16 protein-coding genes are annotated in these 18,708 nt (G+C 44.8%); 5 read left to right on the forward strand and 11 right to left on the reverse strand.

Annotation, left to right across the window (positions count from 1 at the left end; genetic code table 11):
- Positions 1–30: 30 nt before the first annotated feature.
- Genes FTU44_RS00540 through FTU44_RS00555 form a run of 4 tightly spaced genes read right to left on the reverse strand, consistent with a single transcriptional unit; the run spans position 31 to position 3,765 of the window.
- Positions 31–1,074: an alpha/beta hydrolase gene (locus tag FTU44_RS00540; protein ID WP_005097254.1), complete on the reverse strand. Its 1,044-nt coding sequence runs from the start codon at positions 1,072–1,074 to the stop codon at positions 31–33.
- Positions 1,074–2,213, reverse strand: a complete 1,140-nt coding sequence (locus FTU44_RS00545; RefSeq protein WP_100535329.1) for a YdcF family protein — start codon at positions 2,211–2,213, stop codon at positions 1,074–1,076. Before FTU44_RS00545 ends, FTU44_RS00540 begins: the two co-directional genes overlap by 1 nt.
- Position 2,214: 1 nt before the next feature.
- Positions 2,215–3,255 (reverse strand): UDP-N-acetylmuramate dehydrogenase, encoded by a 1,041-nt coding sequence (murB, locus tag FTU44_RS00550; protein WP_005170480.1) that lies wholly within the window; start codon positions 3,253–3,255, stop codon positions 2,215–2,217.
- 3 nt (positions 3,256–3,258) lie between these two features.
- Positions 3,259–3,765, reverse strand: a complete 507-nt coding sequence (locus FTU44_RS00555; RefSeq protein ID WP_005170478.1) for a low molecular weight protein-tyrosine-phosphatase — start codon at positions 3,763–3,765, stop codon at positions 3,259–3,261.
- A 120-nt stretch (positions 3,766–3,885) separates the two neighbouring features.
- Here FTU44_RS00555 and FTU44_RS00560 point away from each other — a divergent pair, with 120 nt between their 5' ends.
- Positions 3,886–5,046: an iron-containing alcohol dehydrogenase gene (locus FTU44_RS00560; RefSeq protein ID WP_005170476.1), complete on the forward strand. Its 1,161-nt coding sequence runs from the start codon at positions 3,886–3,888 to the stop codon at positions 5,044–5,046.
- Between the two features lie 44 nt (positions 5,047–5,090).
- Positions 5,091–5,525, forward strand: coding sequence for a thioesterase family protein (locus FTU44_RS00565; RefSeq protein ID WP_005170474.1), 435 nt, complete (start codon positions 5,091–5,093; stop codon positions 5,523–5,525).
- Positions 5,526–5,533: 8 nt separating this feature from the next.
- On the opposite strand, the gene dnaX is transcribed toward FTU44_RS00565, so the two are convergent.
- The 5 genes from dnaX to FTU44_RS00590 all read right to left on the reverse strand — a co-directional run bounded on the left by dnaX (position 5,534) and on the right by FTU44_RS00590 (position 12,026).
- Entirely contained in the window at positions 5,534–7,651 is a 2,118-nt protein-coding gene (dnaX, locus tag FTU44_RS00570; protein WP_100355356.1) for a DNA polymerase III subunit gamma/tau, read from the reverse strand.
- A gap of 133 nt (positions 7,652–7,784) precedes the next feature.
- On the reverse strand, positions 7,785–8,228 hold the full coding sequence (locus tag FTU44_RS00575) for a copper resistance protein NlpE N-terminal domain-containing protein (protein ID WP_034608473.1): 444 nt from the start codon (positions 8,226–8,228) through the stop codon (positions 7,785–7,787).
- A 78-nt stretch (positions 8,229–8,306) separates the two neighbouring features.
- The gene (locus tag FTU44_RS00580; protein ID WP_005097266.1) at positions 8,307–9,560 is read right to left on the reverse strand and encodes a serine hydrolase; all 1,254 of its coding nucleotides are present in this window, start codon (positions 9,558–9,560) and stop codon (positions 8,307–8,309) included.
- A gap of 71 nt (positions 9,561–9,631) precedes the next feature.
- On the reverse strand, positions 9,632–10,486 hold the full coding sequence (locus tag FTU44_RS00585; RefSeq protein WP_100535292.1) for a MaoC/PaaZ C-terminal domain-containing protein: 855 nt from the start codon (positions 10,484–10,486) through the stop codon (positions 9,632–9,634).
- Positions 10,487–10,634: 148 nt separating this feature from the next.
- Positions 10,635–12,026, reverse strand: coding sequence for a 3-oxoacyl-ACP reductase (locus FTU44_RS00590; RefSeq protein WP_100329605.1), 1,392 nt, complete (start codon positions 12,024–12,026; stop codon positions 10,635–10,637).
- 240 nt (positions 12,027–12,266) lie between these two features.
- On the opposite strand from FTU44_RS00590, the gene FTU44_RS00595 reads away from it, so the two are divergent.
- The gene (locus FTU44_RS00595) at positions 12,267–13,784 is read left to right on the forward strand and encodes an acetyl-CoA C-acetyltransferase (protein WP_100355358.1); all 1,518 of its coding nucleotides are present in this window, start codon (positions 12,267–12,269) and stop codon (positions 13,782–13,784) included.
- A gap of 57 nt (positions 13,785–13,841) precedes the next feature.
- On the opposite strand, the gene FTU44_RS00600 is transcribed toward FTU44_RS00595, so the two are convergent.
- Both FTU44_RS00600 and aceI read right to left on the reverse strand, forming a co-directional pair.
- Positions 13,842–16,037 carry a beta-propeller fold lactonase family protein gene (locus tag FTU44_RS00600; protein WP_180049077.1) on the reverse strand — a complete coding sequence of 732 codons (2,196 nt, stop codon included), beginning with the start codon at positions 16,035–16,037 and terminating at the stop codon, positions 13,842–13,844.
- Between the two features lie 173 nt (positions 16,038–16,210).
- Positions 16,211–16,642 (reverse strand): chlorhexidine efflux PACE transporter AceI, encoded by a 432-nt coding sequence (gene aceI / locus FTU44_RS00605; RefSeq protein ID WP_005097273.1) that lies wholly within the window; start codon positions 16,640–16,642, stop codon positions 16,211–16,213.
- Between the two features lie 99 nt (positions 16,643–16,741).
- Between aceI and FTU44_RS00610 the strand changes: the two genes are divergently transcribed.
- Both FTU44_RS00610 and tal read left to right on the forward strand, forming a co-directional pair.
- Positions 16,742–17,632, forward strand: coding sequence for a LysR family transcriptional regulator (locus FTU44_RS00610; protein WP_005170459.1), 891 nt, complete (start codon positions 16,742–16,744; stop codon positions 17,630–17,632).
- Between the two features lie 89 nt (positions 17,633–17,721).
- Positions 17,722–18,699 (forward strand): transaldolase, encoded by a 978-nt coding sequence (gene tal / locus FTU44_RS00615; RefSeq protein ID WP_005170457.1) that lies wholly within the window; start codon positions 17,722–17,724, stop codon positions 18,697–18,699.
- Positions 18,700–18,708 lie beyond the last annotated feature (9 nt).

Raw genomic sequence — 18,708 nt, forward strand, 5'->3', positions numbered from 1 at the left:
CAAACGCCTTTTTTCACATTGAATTGTAGATCAATAATAGGTTTTACTGCCCTGTGCATGTAGAAAGGCAGGAATCAAGCCGGTCAATGCAGCACGAATATCCGCGCGTTCATTGATCAGTTGATGCGAACCTTCTTCCAGCATCAGTAAGGTCTGGAGACGGAATTTACGTCGGATAAATTCGATATTATAGCGCCAGTCTACGGTCTGATCCTGTGCACCCTGTGCCAGCCAGACCGGAATACGACAGGCCGGACGCGCTTCCATTTCCAGCATCCAGCGCGACATCGCCAGAATCCAGTCCATACCCATCATCCGCGGCTGTAACGGATCTTTAAGCCGGATAAAACGCAGAAACTCCGGATTATGGTTATTGCGTCTGAAATGCCGGGGAACTTCACGCTTGATCCGGCTAATAATGCCCAGCCCGACCGAGTTATGCCACCAGGCTGTTTTCGCAGGACGAATCAGCGGCGATAACAGCAAAACCCGTTCTACAAAAGGATTTTCGCGGCGCTGTGCAAATTCGAGTAAGTGATGCATCCAGATTGCACCACCGGTACTCTGTCCAATGCCGACCCAAGGTTTGGGCAATTGCGCGGCATGTTGTACATAGCGATGTACGGCATGCAAAACCTGCTGATAATGATCAAAATTCTGAATGCTGGCAGGTGAACCATCACTCAGACCATGTCCGGGCAGATCATAGGTCAGCACACTAAAACCTTGCTCCAGCAGCTCTTTGACAATCGGCTGATAAATCCCGCTATGTTCCAGATAACCATGCAGCAAGAAAGCAGTGCCCTGAATCTTGTCAAAGCGGGTATTTTCCAGGTTTGGCTCAAATACCTGTACATGCAATTTAAACAATGGCATCTGTACATAGCCTTGCCAGTGTTTGCAGTCCAATAAATCAAAGCCATACAGCTTGCGATAGGATTGCAGATCAATTGGCGGCTCATCACTACGATTCAGGTTTAACGGCGGCAAGAGTTGTGGCGTTATATCCCGGCTTGGGATGGGTAAATCAAGTTGCTTCAGGATCGTGGGATTTAAAAATGGGATATCAGACATTATGGCACCTCCCGACAGTCACTAGATCCAAACCACATATCGCGCATGGTCGCCAACATTTCATAATTGGCACGACGACTATGATCATAATTTTGCGCACTTGGACGCCATCGTGTCAAAGGCTTCGGCATCGGTGCCTCTACCGGAATGGTTTGTATGCCATTTAAAGCAAATAAACGGCGGGTCCGTGGCATATGATAACGATCCGTAATCAGAATCACAGTCGGTGCTCCACCTTTCTTTTGTAATAATAATGAACTGAAACGGGTATTTTCACAGGTATTCATGCTGCGATCTTCCAGCAATTTGGCATCAACATCGTGGTTTTTCAACCAGCGCTGCATATACGGCGCTTCTACACCACTCAGCACAATCGGTAACTGATAATGTTTTTCTACCGCCAGCGTGGTTTCCAGACGTAAACGCGTATAGTGATTGACCACAATCTCTTCACCCTTTTCATCTAGCGTTAAACCGCCACCCAACACCACAATGGCATAAGGCTGGGAGCTATTCGCCGGTTTCACTTGTTGCTGATCTTGTAGTAAAGCCAGGTCCTGCTGAATTTCCTCTTCAGCGGTTTCTTGTACCGAGCTGGCCTCTTCTTGTTCTATAGGATGCGTACTCAGGAACTCAATATATTGTTCAATACGTTCTTTGTTTTCATTGCTGTCCCAGTCCAGCAACTTCCGAACATTTGCAGTCGGATCAACCGGCTCTGTCGGTACTTGTGAATATAATAATGGAACTTGAGCAGGCGGACTTTGCTCTGCCTTTTGACTTTGCTGCTCACGCTGATGTTCTTCAATGACCTGTTGCAGCGCTTTATAACGTGCCTGAATCAGAATCAGGTTGGCAGAATTGTTTTGTTGGATATCCTTTTCCATGACCTTTAAATATGCCTGACGGGCAATCCATAAATCGGAGCCAGGTTCCAGATTTTCATGCTCGCTCAATGCTGCCATTTTCTGGCTTTGCGCTGCTACTTCATTAAGTTCTAAAGATACAAACTGGTTTAAGCCCTTGACGATCATTTGCGAGTAAAAAGGGGTATAAACCAACACCAGTAGACAGCCGAATAGTACAAACAGTCCAGTGACCACTTGTAGCAAACGTACCATCCAATGGGTTTTATTCATATCATTTTTCATCCTGATGAGAACGGATCAATCCATTTTGGTCAAACAATACAGGTTCTGGTTCCAGCAGCAGCTTGAATTTTTCCCAGACCGACTGCTGTACTGCACGATAAGTTTTACGCACATCGGTAAGAGAGGCCTGACCATAATTCACCAAGACCAGCGCCTGTTTATGAAACATGCCGACAGACCCCAACTGTTTGCCCTTCCAGCCAGCCTGATCAATCAGCCAGCCTGCCGCCAGTTTAACTTGAGTATTGGCTTGCTGGTAATGGGGTAAATTCGGGAAAGATGCCGCAATCTGGTCAAAGACCGGCTGATCTACCAGCGGATTTTTAAAAAAACTCCCCACATTGGGAAATTCTTGCGGATCAGGTAATTTGCTTTGACGGATCTGAATCACTTGCTGTTGCAGGTTTTCTGCTGTAAGCGTATCACCGACGGCTGTCTTTAAGTCACCGTAATTCAGTTTCAAATCTGGCTGTTTCAGTAATTTAAAAGTCACATGGGTAATCACATAACGGTTTGGCTCATCTTTAAAAATACTATGTCGATAGGCAAACTGGCAATCTGCTGCGCTAATCGAGCCAAACTGTTTGAGCTGACGATCATAGACTGCAACCGAATCGATAAACTCGCCAACTTCGACGCCATAGGCGCCAATATTCTGTACCGGCGATGCACCAACACGCCCAGGAATCAGGGCCAGATTTTGTAAACCATACAGACCTTGTGCTGTAGTCCAGAGCACGAAGTCATGCCAGCCCTGCCCGCCGCCCACGCGTAAACGTTGCGACTGATCATCGCCATCCAGCATCTCAATGCCCTGAATATCGATATGCAAAACCAGTGCGTGAATCTGTTCAGGCAACAACATATTGCTGCCACCTGACAGAATCAGCACATTTAACTGTTGCTGTTCAGCAAAATCCAGAGCCGCCAGCAGATCATCGGTCGATTGAATATGGGCATAGTGTGAAGCAATGGCTTCTAAATTTAGGGTATTAAAGGGTTTAAGTTGAACCTGAGTTTGAATCTGCATTGCTTAAACCTTGTGTACATTCTGTTTGAAAATTTCAACCCATGCCTGACTGCTGGACTCACACTGATCGAGCACCCGTTCAAAACCATCCGCTTCGCCATAATAAGGATCGGGCAAGGCCTGTTGTGGATAATCCTGATCATGCTCACTCATCAATGCAACGCGTGCACGTAAATGACCGAACTCAGTTTCGGCCAGACGCTGTATATTCTGGATATTAGATAGGTTTTCCAGATCCATTGCCAGAATCAGATCATAATCAATAAAATCATGCGTGGTCAGCTGACGTGCGCGAAGCGTTGACAGATCATAGCCACGTTTCAGTGCATGCTGCTGGCTACGCAGGTCTGGGGCCTTGCCCGGATGATAATTACTGGTTCCAGCAGAATCGACCACAATATTCAGTTGCTGTTCATCACAATAATGTCTGAGTACCACCTCTGCCGTGGGAGAGCGGCAAATATTTCCCAAACAAACACATAACACCTTGTATGGCGTTCTGGATGACATAAACAACCTCAGAGCTACTTTATTTTAAGGATTCTTATGTTAAGTTATTTATATACTGATTCCTATCTCACAACCATAGAATAATCTCGTATTTGCAATAAAAAAATCAAGGATATCGCCATGAATCGTTTTCAGTTTCAAACCGTCCCCAATATCATTGCCGGACTAGGCACGATTCAGGAATTATTTAAAATTCTAAAAAATGGCCGTTATCAACGTCTTCTACTGGTGACTGACCCGGGTATGCTGAAGCAGCAATTACATCTGCCGATTCTGGATATTATTGAATCTGCCGGTCTGGATTATGTGATTTACTCAGATGTTCAGGCTGACCCGCCCGATAACGTAGTGCTTGAAGCAGCAGCTTTTGCAAAGCAGGAAAAGATTGATGTGGTGCTAGGCTTTGGTGGTGGCAGCTCGATGGATGTGGCCAAGCTGATTGCGATTTTGGCGCATCCTGAGCAGCATCAGACGCTTTCCGATCTGTATGGCGTCGATAATGCCACCGGGCCACGTTTAGCTCTAATTCTGGTTCCCACCACAGCCGGAACGGGCTCCGAAGTCACACCAATTTCGATTGTTACTACAGGTGAAACCACCAAAAGCGGCATTGTCGCGCCTATTCTCTATGCCGATATTGCTATTCTGGATGCGACTTTCACTCGGAATTTGCCGGCACAGATTACCGCTGCCACCGGAATCGATGCCATGGTACATGCCATTGAAGCCTATACCTCAAAACACAAGAAAAATCCTTATTCGGATATGCTGGCCAAACAGGCTTTAAGATTATTGAATGCCAATTTGCAACGTGTTCTGCAAGATGGTCATGATCTAGATGCCCGTCAAAATATGCTGGTCGGTTCCATGCTGGCCGGACAAGCCTTTGCCAACGCACCGGTTGCCGCCGTGCATGCGCTGGCTTATCCACTCGGTGGGCATTTTCATCTGTCGCATGGACATAGCAATGCTTTGGTGCTGACCGAAGTCTTAAAATTTAATGCACCTGTAGCCAAACAGCTCTATGCCGAATTGATGACCTGGTTAGATCCCCACAGTAAAGGTTGTCATGATGGACTGACCGATCTGTTTATTGATCATTTTAATAATCATCTGATACAGAGCGGCTTAACCTTAAAATTAAAGCAGTTAAATGTACCAGAACAGATGTTGATGGTTATGGCAGAAGATGCCATGCAACAAAGCCGGCTGTTGCAGAACAATCCACGCGAACTCAAGTTGGATGACGCTTACCAGATTTACCAGGCGATTTATGCCTAAATCTATTTCCACACTAAGCCTTGTCTAGCTGAGAGCGAATCCTGATGAAAGCCACGATCAAACAACGCGAACACTATGCCTTTTTCTTGCCCATTCAGACCCGCTGGGCAGACAATGACCTGTATGGCCACGTCAACAATGTGACTTATTACAGTTATTTTGACACCGCAGCCAATGCCCTGCTGATTCAGGAAGCGGCCTTTGATCCGAAATACTCTCCGATGATTGGGCTGGTGGTCAGCTCCAACTGCCAGTTTAATCAGGAACTGTCTTATCCGGAAATTATTGAAGTGGGCGTGGCCATTGAAAGCATGGGAAATTCATCACTGAGCTACGATCTGGCCATTTTTAAACGCAATTCGGATACAGCTGCAGCTCAGGGTAATTTTGTTCATGTATTTGTCGATCGTGAGACACGAAAAAGCACCCCGATTTCAGCCGAAATGCGGGATGCCTTATCTCGATTTGTTGTGCCTTAAAATCCAGTCTATTTCAGCTGAATATTTTGCAATTCACCATCGAACTGCTGCAACAGGTCACGTACCGCAGGTTCAGCCTGTAACAGCTCTTCAGCGCGTTTAAAGGCACGAGCCTTCCGCTGATGCTGCATGGTATAGGGTGTTAGCTGGTCCACACTTTCAAATTTCACCTGGAAATGAGTTTGCGGCCACTGCTGTTGTAAAGCAGCTTCCAGAGTATGTTGCAGTTGTGTCAAAAGTTGCTGGTATTGCTCAGGGATATGAAAAACGGATTGGCCATTAATCTGTCCGCTCATGACACCATACTGTGCCAGTTCCTGCACTGCTGGAGAAAGCTGGCTGTTACGGAACCAGTATTCCCATTTTTCGACGCTCCACTCACCCTCTAACATTTGCTCAGGGATTTTTAAAATATCCTGTGGCATCAGATTCTGCGTATTTAAATCTTGGGAAATGTCATCCGGTAGTGCAGTCTGAATCGGAGCGACTTCTTCAATCACAGGCTGAGCAATCGTTTCCTGTGAAAGTTCCAATTCCGGTGAGGCAAGACTAAATTCCTCATCAGCAGATATTTCTTGTGCTGCTTCGACATGAGTAACAGCATCTACAGGAATAAACTCTTCAAGCAGGAAATCATCCGAGCTGCTGCTTGTCGCCGGTGCTTCTACGCTACTCTCGATTTCATCAAAACCAAACAGGCCTTTGTCGTCATTTGGATCAAAAACGATCTGATCACTAGACTGTACTTCCTCAATCGCTGTCTGAATTACTCCCTGTTGAACAGGCTCAGGTGCATGATCATTAGTGGACTTTTCTTCATGGAGAAAATCATCTGAAGATGGTTCAGGCATTGATGGCGTATAAGCTTCCTCATCCGTCTCATCGTCCAGAGAGAAATCATCAAACACTGGTTCCGCTTCAAATGTTTTTGCTGTGACTGTTTCAGACTGCAATTGTGTCTGAACGGGCTGTTGTAGACGTGTAGGAGAAGCTGCTATTGGTTGAGTTGCGGCTTCATGAACGACTGGAACCTCGCTTGGCTGTAAGGGTCGGAATGCCAATAAGCGTAGCACCGTCATCTCAAAACCTTGTTCCTGAGTCACAGCCAACTGTAAATCAGCGCGTCCCTTACAAGCAACTTGATAATACAGTTGTAAATCCTGAGCCGAAATCAGACCGGATAATTGCATGATCTTTTGATTGATTTCAGCACTATATTTCAGACTTAAATCAGGCAGATATTGTAATAAAGCCAGTTCATGCAAAGTCGAAATTAACTGATCTAAAACCAGTGACACATCCAAAGCCTGCTGACGGAATTGCAGCAACAACTGACTGACCTGTGCTTTCTGGTTCTGGTGAATCGCCAGAATCAGATCATAAATAATGGTCCGGTCAATCAAGCCCAGCATGTCTTTGACATCCTGATGCTGAATCGCACCCTGACCATAGGCAATCGCCTGATCGGTCAGAGACAAGGCATCACGCAAAGAACCTTGAGCAGATTCGGCAATTTGCCAGATGGCATCCTGATCCGACTGAATACTTTCTTGGCCTAAAATCTGGGCCAGATGCTCGGTAATTTCATCAACAGCCAATGGGCGCAAAGTAAACTGCAAACAGCGTGAAATTACGGTAATTGGCAGCTTTTGTGGGTCGGTCGTAGCAAACAGGAACTTGACGTGCGCAGGTGGCTCTTCCAGAGTCTTTAATAAAGCATTGAAAGAATGCGTGGACAGCATGTGCACTTCATCAATCAGGTAAACTTTAAAACGACCTTGAGTCGGTGCATAAGGCACATTGTCGAGCAGCTCGCGAGTATCTTCAACCTTGGTGCGTGAGGCCGCATCGATTTCGATCAAATCGATAAAGCGTCCTTCGTTGACGGCGCTACAAGTCGCACAGACTTCACACGGTGTCGAGGTGATACCGGTCTCACAGTTCAAGCACTTCGCCAAAATACGTGCAATCGTGGTTTTTCCGACACCACGCGTTCCTGTAAACAAATAGGCATGGTGCAAACGGCCACGTTCGAGCGCGCTGGTTAAAGCACGTGAAACATGGTTTTGCCCCACCAATTCATTAAAATTACGAGGACGGTATTTTCGCGCAAGTACTTGATACATGTATGCTCCTTTTTACAGGTCTAAGCATACTGTTTTTTTAGTAAATAGTGAAATGAATGCCGGTTTATAAACAATAAAAATCCCTTGATCAAAATCATTGAAAAAGGGATATAAAACATATATTTTCTTAAAATCAGACCGATTCAAACAGGATAAAGTCACTTTGCATCTGGTAGCGTTTGCCTGTTTGATCTTCACGAATTTCCAGAACCTGCTTTTTCAGATCCACATAAACCAGATTGCGGGTATCGACATTCAGCAGTTCAATCTTTTGTTGCGTATCATCCTGAAAACGAATCGGCCCAGTAATGGTTTCAATCGGGTTATGCCCACTCAAGCTTTCACGTGATAACGTAAAAGTCCGATCATCATGCAAGCTCAAAGCAACAGCCATACCCGGACAATCGTCACAACTTGAAAAACATCCCATACAGGGTGTGGTGCCCTGATAATTCCCGACCCAGGCAGGAATCTGAGCTTTAGCCTCAATAGCAGTATTTGCCGTCGATTGGTTTTGATCCTGGCAGCCAAACAAGGCACTGCTTGCGACCAGAGGAATCATCAGCACTTTTTTCATCACTTCATACCACAGACTGGGAGTCACGCCAAAATAACATATTTTAAGGACTTTACTAAACTCCCCAATCAGGGATATTTAGCGCCAACCTTTACGTCCAGTCAGGACGGCATCAGCACAGCGTAAGGTTTCCTGTGTCAAACCCCACAGACGATAATCTCCGGTCAATGAACCTGTCGGGAAATTATGGGTATAGGCAAAACTTAAATTGCGCTCAGGGTCACACCAGGCTCCCGAACCATTAAAGCCCATATGACCAAAACCTTGCGAAGCTTTACCTAAAGTAAGCACCCGATGATAACCCAATCGCCAGTGCATCGGCAAAGGCATGACTCGATCGCGTTTTTTGCATTGAATCTGACTGAGACGCTGAAAAACTTCAGGCGAGATCAATTGCTGTCCTTGCCATTCGCCGCGGTTGGCCAGCATGGCATAAATTTTTGCCAGACTCTCTGCGGTAAATACTCCATTGGCGGATGGAATGATTGCTTGCAGGCCTTGCTCACTAAAGAAACTGAAATTCCTCATTCCTTTGGGAATCATCGCATCCTGAAAATCCTGCGGATCTTGTCCACTCCAAATCAAAGCCCGCTCCATCAGATTCGGTTTTCTTGATCCTGTTTTTTTCGCAGGCTGCGATTGAGACTTGGCTGCTTTAGCTTTAAAAATCGGCAGTGCTACCCGAGCTAATTCATTGGTCGGCACACTGAAATAAGCACCATTCAACATCAAAGGCTGAACCAGATATGCCTGCATCAGTTCAGTTAAAGTTTTAGCTGTCGCTTTTTCTAATGCACCACCGACCTGCCAGCCAAAGGTCAGCGGTTGATAGGCCGCATCTGTTGCAACTTGAAAACGTGGTTCAGCCGCGGCAATTCGGTCTAGCATCTGCGGCCAGTCGGCCATTTCAGTGGCGTCGGCAATGATATTACGGATATCAAACAATCCGCTTTGATGACTCAGCATATGCGCCAGAGTAATATTTTCTTTACCGTTTTGCGCAAATTCAGGCCAATATTCTGCAACAGGCTGGTCATAATCAACCAGGCCCTGACTGGCCAGAATATGTGCCAGTGTCGCCAGCACACCTTTGCCCGTCGAATAACACAGCGACATGGTATCGGTTTGCCAAGCCTCAGATTCCGATTTTTTCCCGGTATAAATATCGACGACTTTTTGTCCCTGAAAATAGACAACAAGTGCCGCACCACCCTGCTCTGTGCGAGCATGCTGTAGGCGACTAAACTGACGGGCAAGGTCACGGAAATTTTCATTTACCGTTCCTTGGTAATGGGCTGTATCCGCAAATAAATAATCTTTGAGTGGCTGCATCATTCTATCCATAGAATATTGATTTCTTAAAAACAAAAAAGCCTAAATCAGGTTCAGGCTTTTATCGTACTTTAAATTGCGGTCACAGTTCCTGTGACATGCGGCTTCTGATTTTTGCTATTACGAATCAGGATTTCCGTATCATTAGCTGCTTTCGCGGTTAAGAATTGCACTTTGGAAGGCAGATATAAGGGCAGTTTAAACCAGACATCTGCTTCATAGGCATCGGGCAATGCCAGGCTGGACAAAGCTTTAGCCTTGGTCCACATACCATGCGCAATCGCCTGTTTAAATCCGAATGCCTTAGCCATTAGGGCATGAATATGAATCAGGTTAAAGTCGCCGGATGTCATGGCATAACGGCGACCCGTATTTTCTAGAATTTCCCATTCAGCATTCAGCTCATAATCGGGTGTCTTGTTTTCGACGATTTTGGCTGCAGCTTTGCCTTTACTCTTTTGACGGGACAGATAAGTGGTCAAGGCTTCCACCACCACTTCATCACCGACTTTTACTGTGGTGATGAAATCAAACTGTACACCTTTATCATGCGGCTGCAATTCACCAAACTTGCAAGACAATGTGAGAGATTCATTGACTCCGATTTTACGATACTGTTTGACCTGATTGCGGATATGCACCAGACCGAGAACCGGAAAAGGAAAAGCTTCAGCCGTCATCATATGCATTTGCAGGCTTTGTGAAAGAACTGTTAGATAAATGGCTGGAATATAGCCATTATTTTTAAAACCACAAACTTCATTATAGGCTTTCAGATGCTTTTGATCGACCTTGAATGAATCCACCACATATTCAACTTGCGGTAGAACTTTTTCAGCTTTTGGCTTTTTTAAAATCAAGCCCTGAATCACTTTTGGATAGGCTAAATAAGGTTTTGGAAGTTGACTAAAATGGCGAGTATTCATACTGAACCTTTGGAATATTTATCTTTATGACGTCCTTCTTTTTAAAAGAAGGAAGAATATCTTTTTAAATAAATCCCTCCCAACCTCCCTTTAACAAAGGGAGGAGTAGTCCCCTCTTTTGCAAAGAGGGATTTAGGGGGATTCTAAATTAAGCCCCTAACAGGCTCTGACCACACACACGCACCACATTGCCATTCAAACCTGAAGAGGCAGTCGATGCAAACATCGCAATCGCTTCTGCCACATCAACAGGATGACCACCCTGACTCATGGAATTCATACGGCGTCCAGCTTCACGGATGGCAAATGGAATTGCTGCTGTCATTTGCGTTTCAATAAAACCCGGTGCCACAGCATTAATGGTTATACCATTTTTTAATGTCGGTGCTGTGAATTTCACCACACCAATCACACCTGCTTTAGAGGCTGCATAGTTGGTTTGACCCAGATTACCTGCAATACCTGAAATAGAAGATACACAGATAATACGGCCATTTGCATTTAGACCATCGTTGCAGAGCAAGTAATCATTGACGCGTTCAATTGCTGACAGGTTGATGTTAATGACCAGATCCCAAAGCTCAGGCTTCATATTGGCCAAAGTCTTGTCGCGGGTAATCCCGGCATTATGCACGATAATATCCAGACCACCCTGCGCCGCTGCCGCCTGTTTGATTTTCTCACCCGCATCGGCTGCAGTAATGTCAATCGCTAGTGTAGAGCCGCCAATTTCACCAGCGACACGATCCAGATCCGCCTGCTGTTGTGGGACATCCAGACAAATCACATGTGCGCCATCACGTGCCAGCACATGAGCAATCGCCTCACCAATACCACGGCTTGCTCCAGTTACTACTGCCGTTTTTCCTGCCAGTGGCTTACTCCAGTCCAAGTCTACTTGTGCTGCTGCCGATACACGAATAACCTGACCAGACACATAGGCAGAGCGTGGAGAAATTGCAAAACGTAGCACAGACTCAAGATTGGCTTCGGCACCTGCATCGACATAAATCAGGTTGGCTGCAATACCCTTTTTAAATTCTTTGCCCACAGATTTGACAAAACCTTCGAGCGCACGTTGTGCAATGGCCTGACTCACAGATTTTGCAGATTCAGGTGTTGTGCCGATCACGACCACACGACCAGAACTTTGAATCTGACGCGCAATCGGATTAAAGAATTCATAAAGTGATTTCAACTGCTCTGAATTTTCAATACCAGAAGCATCAAAAATAACCACTTTAAACTTGGATTCTTTATCGCCAGTATTAAATGCATTCAGGTTCAGACCCGATTTCGCCGCTGCCTGTTGCAGTTCCGCATTATTGCCTGCATAGCTATTGGCATGAATATTTGCCAGCACCTGAGCAATAGAACCGGTCAATACACTCGCAGGTGCAGCACCGAATAACACAGCGCCTTTTACCACTGGCGTTGCAGACTCGAAACGGTCTAGGGAAATTGGGGATGGCAGGCCCAGATTTTTAATGACAAATTTACCAATAGGAGATTTTGCGAAAGTTTGGTACTGATCAGTCATGTTTATTATCTCTCATACAAATTAATTTTTGATCGATCTAAAGTTATCCTTTAACTTCAATATAATGCCAGATACTTATATTGCAATAGATCTACCAGATTCTACCCAATCATACTTGAGATATCTGGCAGATGACTTGACCTGAGCGCAGTCTGCAATGTCATTGTAGTCAATACAGCATATACTCATCTATGCTAATGTAAGCCACAAGAAGACGATCAATTTGCTTGGAAAAGCCTTATGAGCAAAACAACTCAAGAAAATCCAGCAGTCGAGAATTCCGCATCTCCAGCTGTGTCAAAATCATCAACGCGTGCTAAGCGTAGCACTAAAAACACGGATACAGCCGCTGCTGCAGCAAAAAGTCCGGCTAAAACTCCGCGTACCCGTCGTACAGCGAGCAGTAGCAGTCAGACGACATCAACTCAAACAGATTCAGTTTCAAAAACACAGCCTTCTGTTCAACAGGATAATAATATGAGCCAAAACACAGTTCGCCGCGTTGCTATTCTTGGTGGCAACCGTATTCCATTTGCACGTTCGAATGGTGCCTATTTTACTGCCTCTAACTCGGACATGCTGACCGCAGCATTAAATGGTCTGGTAGAGCGCTTTAATCTGCAAGGTCAACGTGTCGGTGAAGTGGTTGCAGGTGCTGTCCTGAAGCATAGCCGTGACTTTAACCTGACTCGTGAATGTGTTCTGGATACGGCACTGGCACCAGAAACCCCAGCTTATGATATCCAGCAGGCGTGTGGTACGGGTTTACAAGCTGCATTTTTAGTGGCAAACAAAATTGCACTGGGCCAAATTGAAGTAGGAATTGCCGGTGGTGTAGATACCACCTCTGATGCGCCCATTGCATTTGGTGACGGTTTACGTAAAGCGCTGCTTGAATTGAACATTGCCAAAACTGCCAAAGACCGTTTAAAAGCCTTGACCAAAATTAATATCAAAGAATTGATGGACGCACCTAAAAATGGTGAGCCACGTACTGGCTTGTCTATGGGTGATCATCAGGCGATTACCACACTAGAATGGGGTATTTCCCGTGAAGCGCAAGATGAACTTGCTGCATCTTCACACCAGAAAATGGCAGCAGCTTATGAAGAAGGTTTCTTTGATGATCTGATCACGCCATTCCTGGGTTTAGAGCGTGACAATAACCTGCGTGCTGATTCTTCAGTCGAGAAACTGGCGAAGCTTAAACCTGCGTTTGGTAAGGGCGATGCGCGTACCATGACTGCGGGTAACTCTACCCCACTGACAGATGGTGCTTCTTGCGTTCTGCTAGCGTCTGAAGAATGGGCAAAAGCCAATGGTCATGAAGTTTTGGCTTATCTGACTTTTCAGGAAACTGCAGCAGTTGATTTCGTCGAGAAGAAAGAAGGTTTATTGATGGCACCTGCTTATGCTGTTCCTCGCATGCTGGAACGTGCGGGCCTAAAACTTCAGGACTTCGACTATTATGAAATTCATGAAGCATTTGCTTCTCAAGTGCTGTCTACTTTAAAGGCATGGGAAGATCCAGCATTCTGTAAAGAGCGTTTAGGTCTGGATGCGCCACTCGGTTCAATTGACCGTGCAAAACTGAACGTGAAAGGCTCATCACTTGCAGCCGGTCATCCCTTTGCAGCAACTGGTGGTCGTATTATTGCGACGGCAGCCAAACTGATTGCTCAAAAAGGTTCAGGTCGTGTACTGGTATCGATCTGTGCTGCCGGTGGTCAGGGTGTTACAGCGATTATTGAAAAATAAGCTGCTACCTTGATTCAAAAAAGCTCCTCGATTGAGGAGCTTTTTTATACCTTTTACCTACTGTATTGGCATTGGATTATTTTTAAAGTATTCGTCAACTTTATTCCAAGGTGCTGTTGATGCTACACCCCTCACAATGTTTTGATTAACCCCCTGGCACAGCGCTGCATCGGGAGTGAGGTGGAATGCGTTAACATTTGGATCCATATAAGGCAGTGAACCAGGACGGCGCTGGAAGTAGAAGTTCAACCAATCCACCATCGGCTCGAAGCCATGTGATGACATCGCCCATGCGCTATTATGTCCCCCCCAATGATGTCCGAATTCATGCGCAATAATACGAAAACCTGATAAACGATAGTGACCATAGAATAGCCAAGTATCGACACCCAGCACGGTACCGCCACCAAGACCACCACCCATATTGGTAATACCAAGATTAATCTCGTTACGATTTAAAATCTCTTTGTAGATACGAACATAGTCTTCAGGCATATAAATACCGTTTGGCCCATCGACTTGACCTGCATTACCAAAGAAATCATGGCCCATCACTGCTTTATGATTAAACCAGAGGTTTTCAAATTCAGGGGTACTGAGCATGTATGCTAAGTTCGTCATCATGATGACCCATTCACGCGCATAGACAGGCGTTACTCGACACCATTTGCCTGGTTCGTCATATTTACCAAAATAGATTTTCCATTTTGCCTGAATTTTATTGAGCTTTTTCACATGCTCGTCTGTTTCAGAAGTCACATGTAAATCGAAAATATCACTTGGTATCAGCGTGGTCTGACTTAAACCTGCCAACTGAATTGAACCACTGCCATCTGCAAGCGGGAAGCGGGATTGATCATTCAATTTAATATTAAATTTTGCAGTGGAAAATGGCGTAAGCTCATCTAAATCTGCAAGTATAACCCAATCATCTGAATGACGGATTTTGGCGCGAATTTGTAAATTTCGAACAGGAACAGCGCTATAACTTTTAAGCGTTAAAGCGTTGCTACTCAGCTCTGCCGATAAAATCCGATTCATATACACATGACGTTCAGCACTATTGGTCAGCGTCTCCCAAGATTCACCATCTTGCAATACACGTGTTTGATTTTGTGCTTTAAATTCAGTCAACAATAATGCAGAACTCAGCTGTTTGGTCTTATTTTGCTGTAATGTGACCATTGGCAAGAGCTTAACCCTTTGATTAGACAAATGAATCAACTGTTGGCCATACACCGCAACATCACCTGCTCTTTCGATATGACTGCTTTCAGCTTGCCCTTTCAGGATATATTTTTTGAATTGGTCGATATTGTGCTTTGGCAGAATTGATTTTAAGCCAAATTCCTGAGTAGGATATGTTGCTATCGAACCATCATTCCTTGCGGTATACACAGTACCGTCATCATGACGGTGTAAAAGGGTCGCAAGATTTGACTCTGTCAAAATAGGTGCAATGTGAGTGTCATTTTCACGAATTTGGTTAATGTCATGCACATAAGTTTTACCGTTTGGAAGGCTGGTATACAGATGATCTCGCATGACTTCCATACGTGCATTACAGTTACGACCACAATCAGGAAGACTGAGCCGAGCAAACTTTTTCGCTTTTAAATGGTTTTGTGCAATAGCATCGCTTTGACGCCAGACATTAATACGACCTTCGATATCGGGGACATAGATATAGCGGTCATCTGCGGTAACAGCATTACTGTGAACTAAAGCATGGTTCACTGTATCGCCCCACCAAACGCCAGTTCCTAGCGCCATCACAAAGCTCGGTTGAGGCTGTGAAATATCTAGAATATCGACACGGTTAGAACCATAACTGGCCACATATAAGCGTTCTGCATGGATTTCGATATCTGCAAGACTGTCCCATTTTTTTGCTAAGCCTTCAATTTTTAATGGGTCAATTGCACTCAGCGCACGTTTTTGTTTTAAATCATAACGTAAAATTTTTGATTCTGATTGGCTATTGGCGATATACAATACATCACCAGTTCGTACCAGGGCTGTAGGATTCCATGTACTTAAACCGAAATCTTGAGCAGTAAGTTCCGAACCCACATCCAAGACTTTAAATTCTGAAATTTTGGTAAATTGAGCATTATTTCCTGTTGATGGATTAGAGCCAACCGTACCTGACCCAGGCTTAGATGCATGGCTGTCATTCTCATCACCGCCACCGCCACAAGCAGTCATGAGTAAGGCAATGCTTAAACTCAACAAGCTATATTTTAACTTCATAATTCCCCTTAGATGCAAATGCATAAAAACTTCTGCTCTTATAAAGGGGTTTAAGATGAATACAAAGTCGAATAAGTGTGCTATGTGTCAAAGAAATACTGCTGTTTACTAGATTCCCCACATAAAGCACAAGTAACATTAGCTGTGCTTTATTTTTTTCTATGCTTTTCTTATTATATTTTTCGATGCTCAGGCTGATATCCAAGCATTTCTTCTATCGAATCATAACACCACTGAAAAATGAAGGTATATACCAGAATACACAGGGTCAGGCTAAAATCGAGCACAATCGCCTGCCATAGCCCCATGTTCATCGCATAGGCCACCATTGGAATGGTGGCGAGCATTAAACCACCTTCAAAGCCAATCGCATGTAAAATACGCACTCGAATCGTTCGTTTCAGTTGACGTTTCGCTTCAAATTTTTCGAAATAATGATTAAACAGCATATTCCAGATGACAGAGGTCACGGCCATCACAATTCCCAGTACACCTGTGACTTCTAGCGGCATATTAAAAATAAGACTCAAAGCTATCGCAATGATCACCAACAGGATGACTTCATAGCTAAGCGCATGCACAAGTCGTCTTTTGGAAATCAACATTTTCATTACTCGGTTTTTTATCAATAATCGCGCATATTATGTTCTTTAAACTGATTAATCGAGTTAGAATATTTCAATAAAATTGATAGATAAGATTACATGAATATTAATCAGGAACAACTCACTGTATTTAAAACTGTGATGGAAACCGGTTCATTCTCTGCAGCTGCACGAAAATTGGGAAAAGTTCCCTCTGCCATTAGCATGTCAATTGCGAATTTAGAAATTGATCTGAATCTGCAACTGTTCCAGCGTATTGGGCGTGAACCTGTGCCAACGGAGCAGGCACAGACACTGTATGAAAGAACAGAACAGCTGTTAATCGAAATGAATCAGTGGAAACAGCATGCGCTTGCCCTAAGTTCAGGCCTGGAGTCTGAACTGAATATCGTCATCGTTTCTGAATTACTGCATACGCGCTGGACTGATTATGTCGTTCTGGTGGAACAGCAATTTCCCGAGCTTCAGATTAATGTCTTTGGTGCACCTCAGGAAGATGCGCAACAGATGCTCTTGGATGGTAGCGCACAACTGGCATTAATGTTTGAGCGGGAACAACTCGATGCACGTGAACAGTTTGTGGAATTAAAGCGTGAAGTCTTGATTCCTGTCGCAGCCAAGCAGCATGTACTGAGTCAATACGATCAGGTCAGCTTTGAACAAATTCTAAATAGCCGTCAAATTGTGGTGGCGAGCCGTGACCGTAATATTAAACCTGAATTATTATATTCCCGTCATTACTGGCGCACTGACAATCATCATTCTGCCTGTAGCATGATTCAACAGGGTTTGGGTTGGGGTGTTCTCCCGCAGGAAATGCTAAAAAAACAGCCGAATTTACAGCAAAATCTGCAAGTGCTGAATCTGCTCGATTTCACCCCAAAGTTTGAATATTTTATCGATCTGGTCTGGAGTCGGGAAAGCAACTTGGGCACAGCTGCTCATTTTTTGATTAATCATCTGCGAAATCAGCGTAAAAGTAGCAAATAATCACAGAAACACCACTTCAGTCTACTTGGTAAATACAGGGTTTATGATATAAAAGTATGCATAAGCAATAACCATAGAACTAGATCGTAATGACATTAACCGCATTAGACCAATTAAAAAACTTGACCACAATTGTGGCGGATAGCAGTGACTTGAGCGCAATTGAAAAATTTCGTCCTCTGGATGCAACCACCAATCCATCACTGATTACAGCAGCGGCCAGTCAAGTTGAGAACAAGGCCCTGATTGAAGCGGCCTATCAGCAGGCGCAGCAGGAAGGCTATGCGGATGATGCCCTAATTGAACGTACCATTGATATTTTGACCGTCAAATTCGGCGTTGAAATCTTGAAATTAATTGAAGGGCGTGTTTCGACTGAAGTCGATGCGTCCCTGTCTTTTGATACTGCTGCCACCATCGCAAAAGCCAAAGAGTTACTGGCACTATATGCGCAGTATGGGATTGACTCCGATCGCATCCTGATCAAGATTGCATCAACCTGGGAAGGCATTCAGGCCGCAAGAACCTTAGAAGAAGAAGGCATTCATACCAACCTGACCCTGTTATTTGGCCAGCATCAGGCCCATGCCTGCGCTGATGCCAAAGTTACTTTAATTTCACCTTTTGTTGGCCGGATTTTGGACTGGTACAAGAAGGCTGAAGGTGTGGATGCTTATCCAATCGAAAAAGATCCTGGCGTGTTATCGGTTAAAAGTATTTATGAGTTTTATAAAGCCCATGGCATTCAAACCGAAATTATGGGCGCCAGCTTCCGCAGTATCGATCAGGTCTTGGGCTTGAGCGGTTGTGACCTTCTTACCGTTGCACCAAATCTACTGGCAGAACTGAACCATGATCAACGTAAAGTTCAGCCGCAACTTTCAGCGACAGCTATTACTGTGCAGGGTGAACTGAGTCCGATCAGTCAGGCAGCATTTCTGGAACAGCTGAAGCAGGATCAAATGGCCAGTGAACTGTTACAAGGCGGTATTCAGGGTTTCATCAAAGCGCGTGAGCAACTGGCTGCGCTATTAGGTCAAACCTTTCTCAATCCCGTTGAAAGCTAAGCTAAAATC

This window comes from Acinetobacter sp. YH12105 (assembly GCF_013419095.1).
GTDB lineage: Bacteria > Pseudomonadota > Gammaproteobacteria > Pseudomonadales > Moraxellaceae > Acinetobacter > Acinetobacter pseudolwoffii.

Bases quoted from the DNA above. Each gene is read 5' to 3' on its own strand.
- FTU44_RS00540 (WP_005097254.1), bottom strand. From the start codon at position 1,074: ATGTCTGATATCCCATTTTTAAATCCCACGATCCTGAAGCAACTTGAT.
- FTU44_RS00545 (WP_100535329.1), bottom strand. From the start codon at position 2,213: ATGAATAAAACCCATTGGATGGTACGTTTGCTACAAGTGGTCACTGGA.
- murB (WP_005170480.1), bottom strand. From the start codon at position 3,255: ATGCAGATTCAAACTCAGGTTCAACTTAAACCCTTTAATACCCTAAAT.
- FTU44_RS00555 (WP_005170478.1), bottom strand. From the start codon at position 3,765: ATGTCATCCAGAACGCCATACAAGGTGTTATGTGTTTGTTTGGGAAAT.
- FTU44_RS00560 (WP_005170476.1), top strand. From the start codon at position 3,886: ATGAATCGTTTTCAGTTTCAAACCGTCCCCAATATCATTGCCGGACTA.
- FTU44_RS00565 (WP_005170474.1), top strand. From the start codon at position 5,091: ATGAAAGCCACGATCAAACAACGCGAACACTATGCCTTTTTCTTGCCC.
- dnaX (WP_100355356.1), bottom strand. From the start codon at position 7,651: ATGTATCAAGTACTTGCGCGAAAATACCGTCCTCGTAATTTTAATGAA.
- FTU44_RS00575 (WP_034608473.1), bottom strand. From the start codon at position 8,228: ATGAAAAAAGTGCTGATGATTCCTCTGGTCGCAAGCAGTGCCTTGTTT.
- FTU44_RS00580 (WP_005097266.1), bottom strand. From the start codon at position 9,560: ATGCAGCCACTCAAAGATTATTTATTTGCGGATACAGCCCATTACCAA.
- FTU44_RS00585 (WP_100535292.1), bottom strand. From the start codon at position 10,486: ATGAATACTCGCCATTTTAGTCAACTTCCAAAACCTTATTTAGCCTAT.
- FTU44_RS00590 (WP_100329605.1), bottom strand. From the start codon at position 12,026: ATGACTGATCAGTACCAAACTTTCGCAAAATCTCCTATTGGTAAATTT.
- FTU44_RS00595 (WP_100355358.1), top strand. From the start codon at position 12,267: ATGAGCAAAACAACTCAAGAAAATCCAGCAGTCGAGAATTCCGCATCT.
- FTU44_RS00600 (WP_180049077.1), bottom strand. From the start codon at position 16,037: ATGAAGTTAAAATATAGCTTGTTGAGTTTAAGCATTGCCTTACTCATG.
- aceI (WP_005097273.1), bottom strand. From the start codon at position 16,642: ATGTTGATTTCCAAAAGACGACTTGTGCATGCGCTTAGCTATGAAGTC.
- FTU44_RS00610 (WP_005170459.1), top strand. From the start codon at position 16,742: ATGAATATTAATCAGGAACAACTCACTGTATTTAAAACTGTGATGGAA.
- tal (WP_005170457.1), top strand. From the start codon at position 17,722: ATGACATTAACCGCATTAGACCAATTAAAAAACTTGACCACAATTGTG.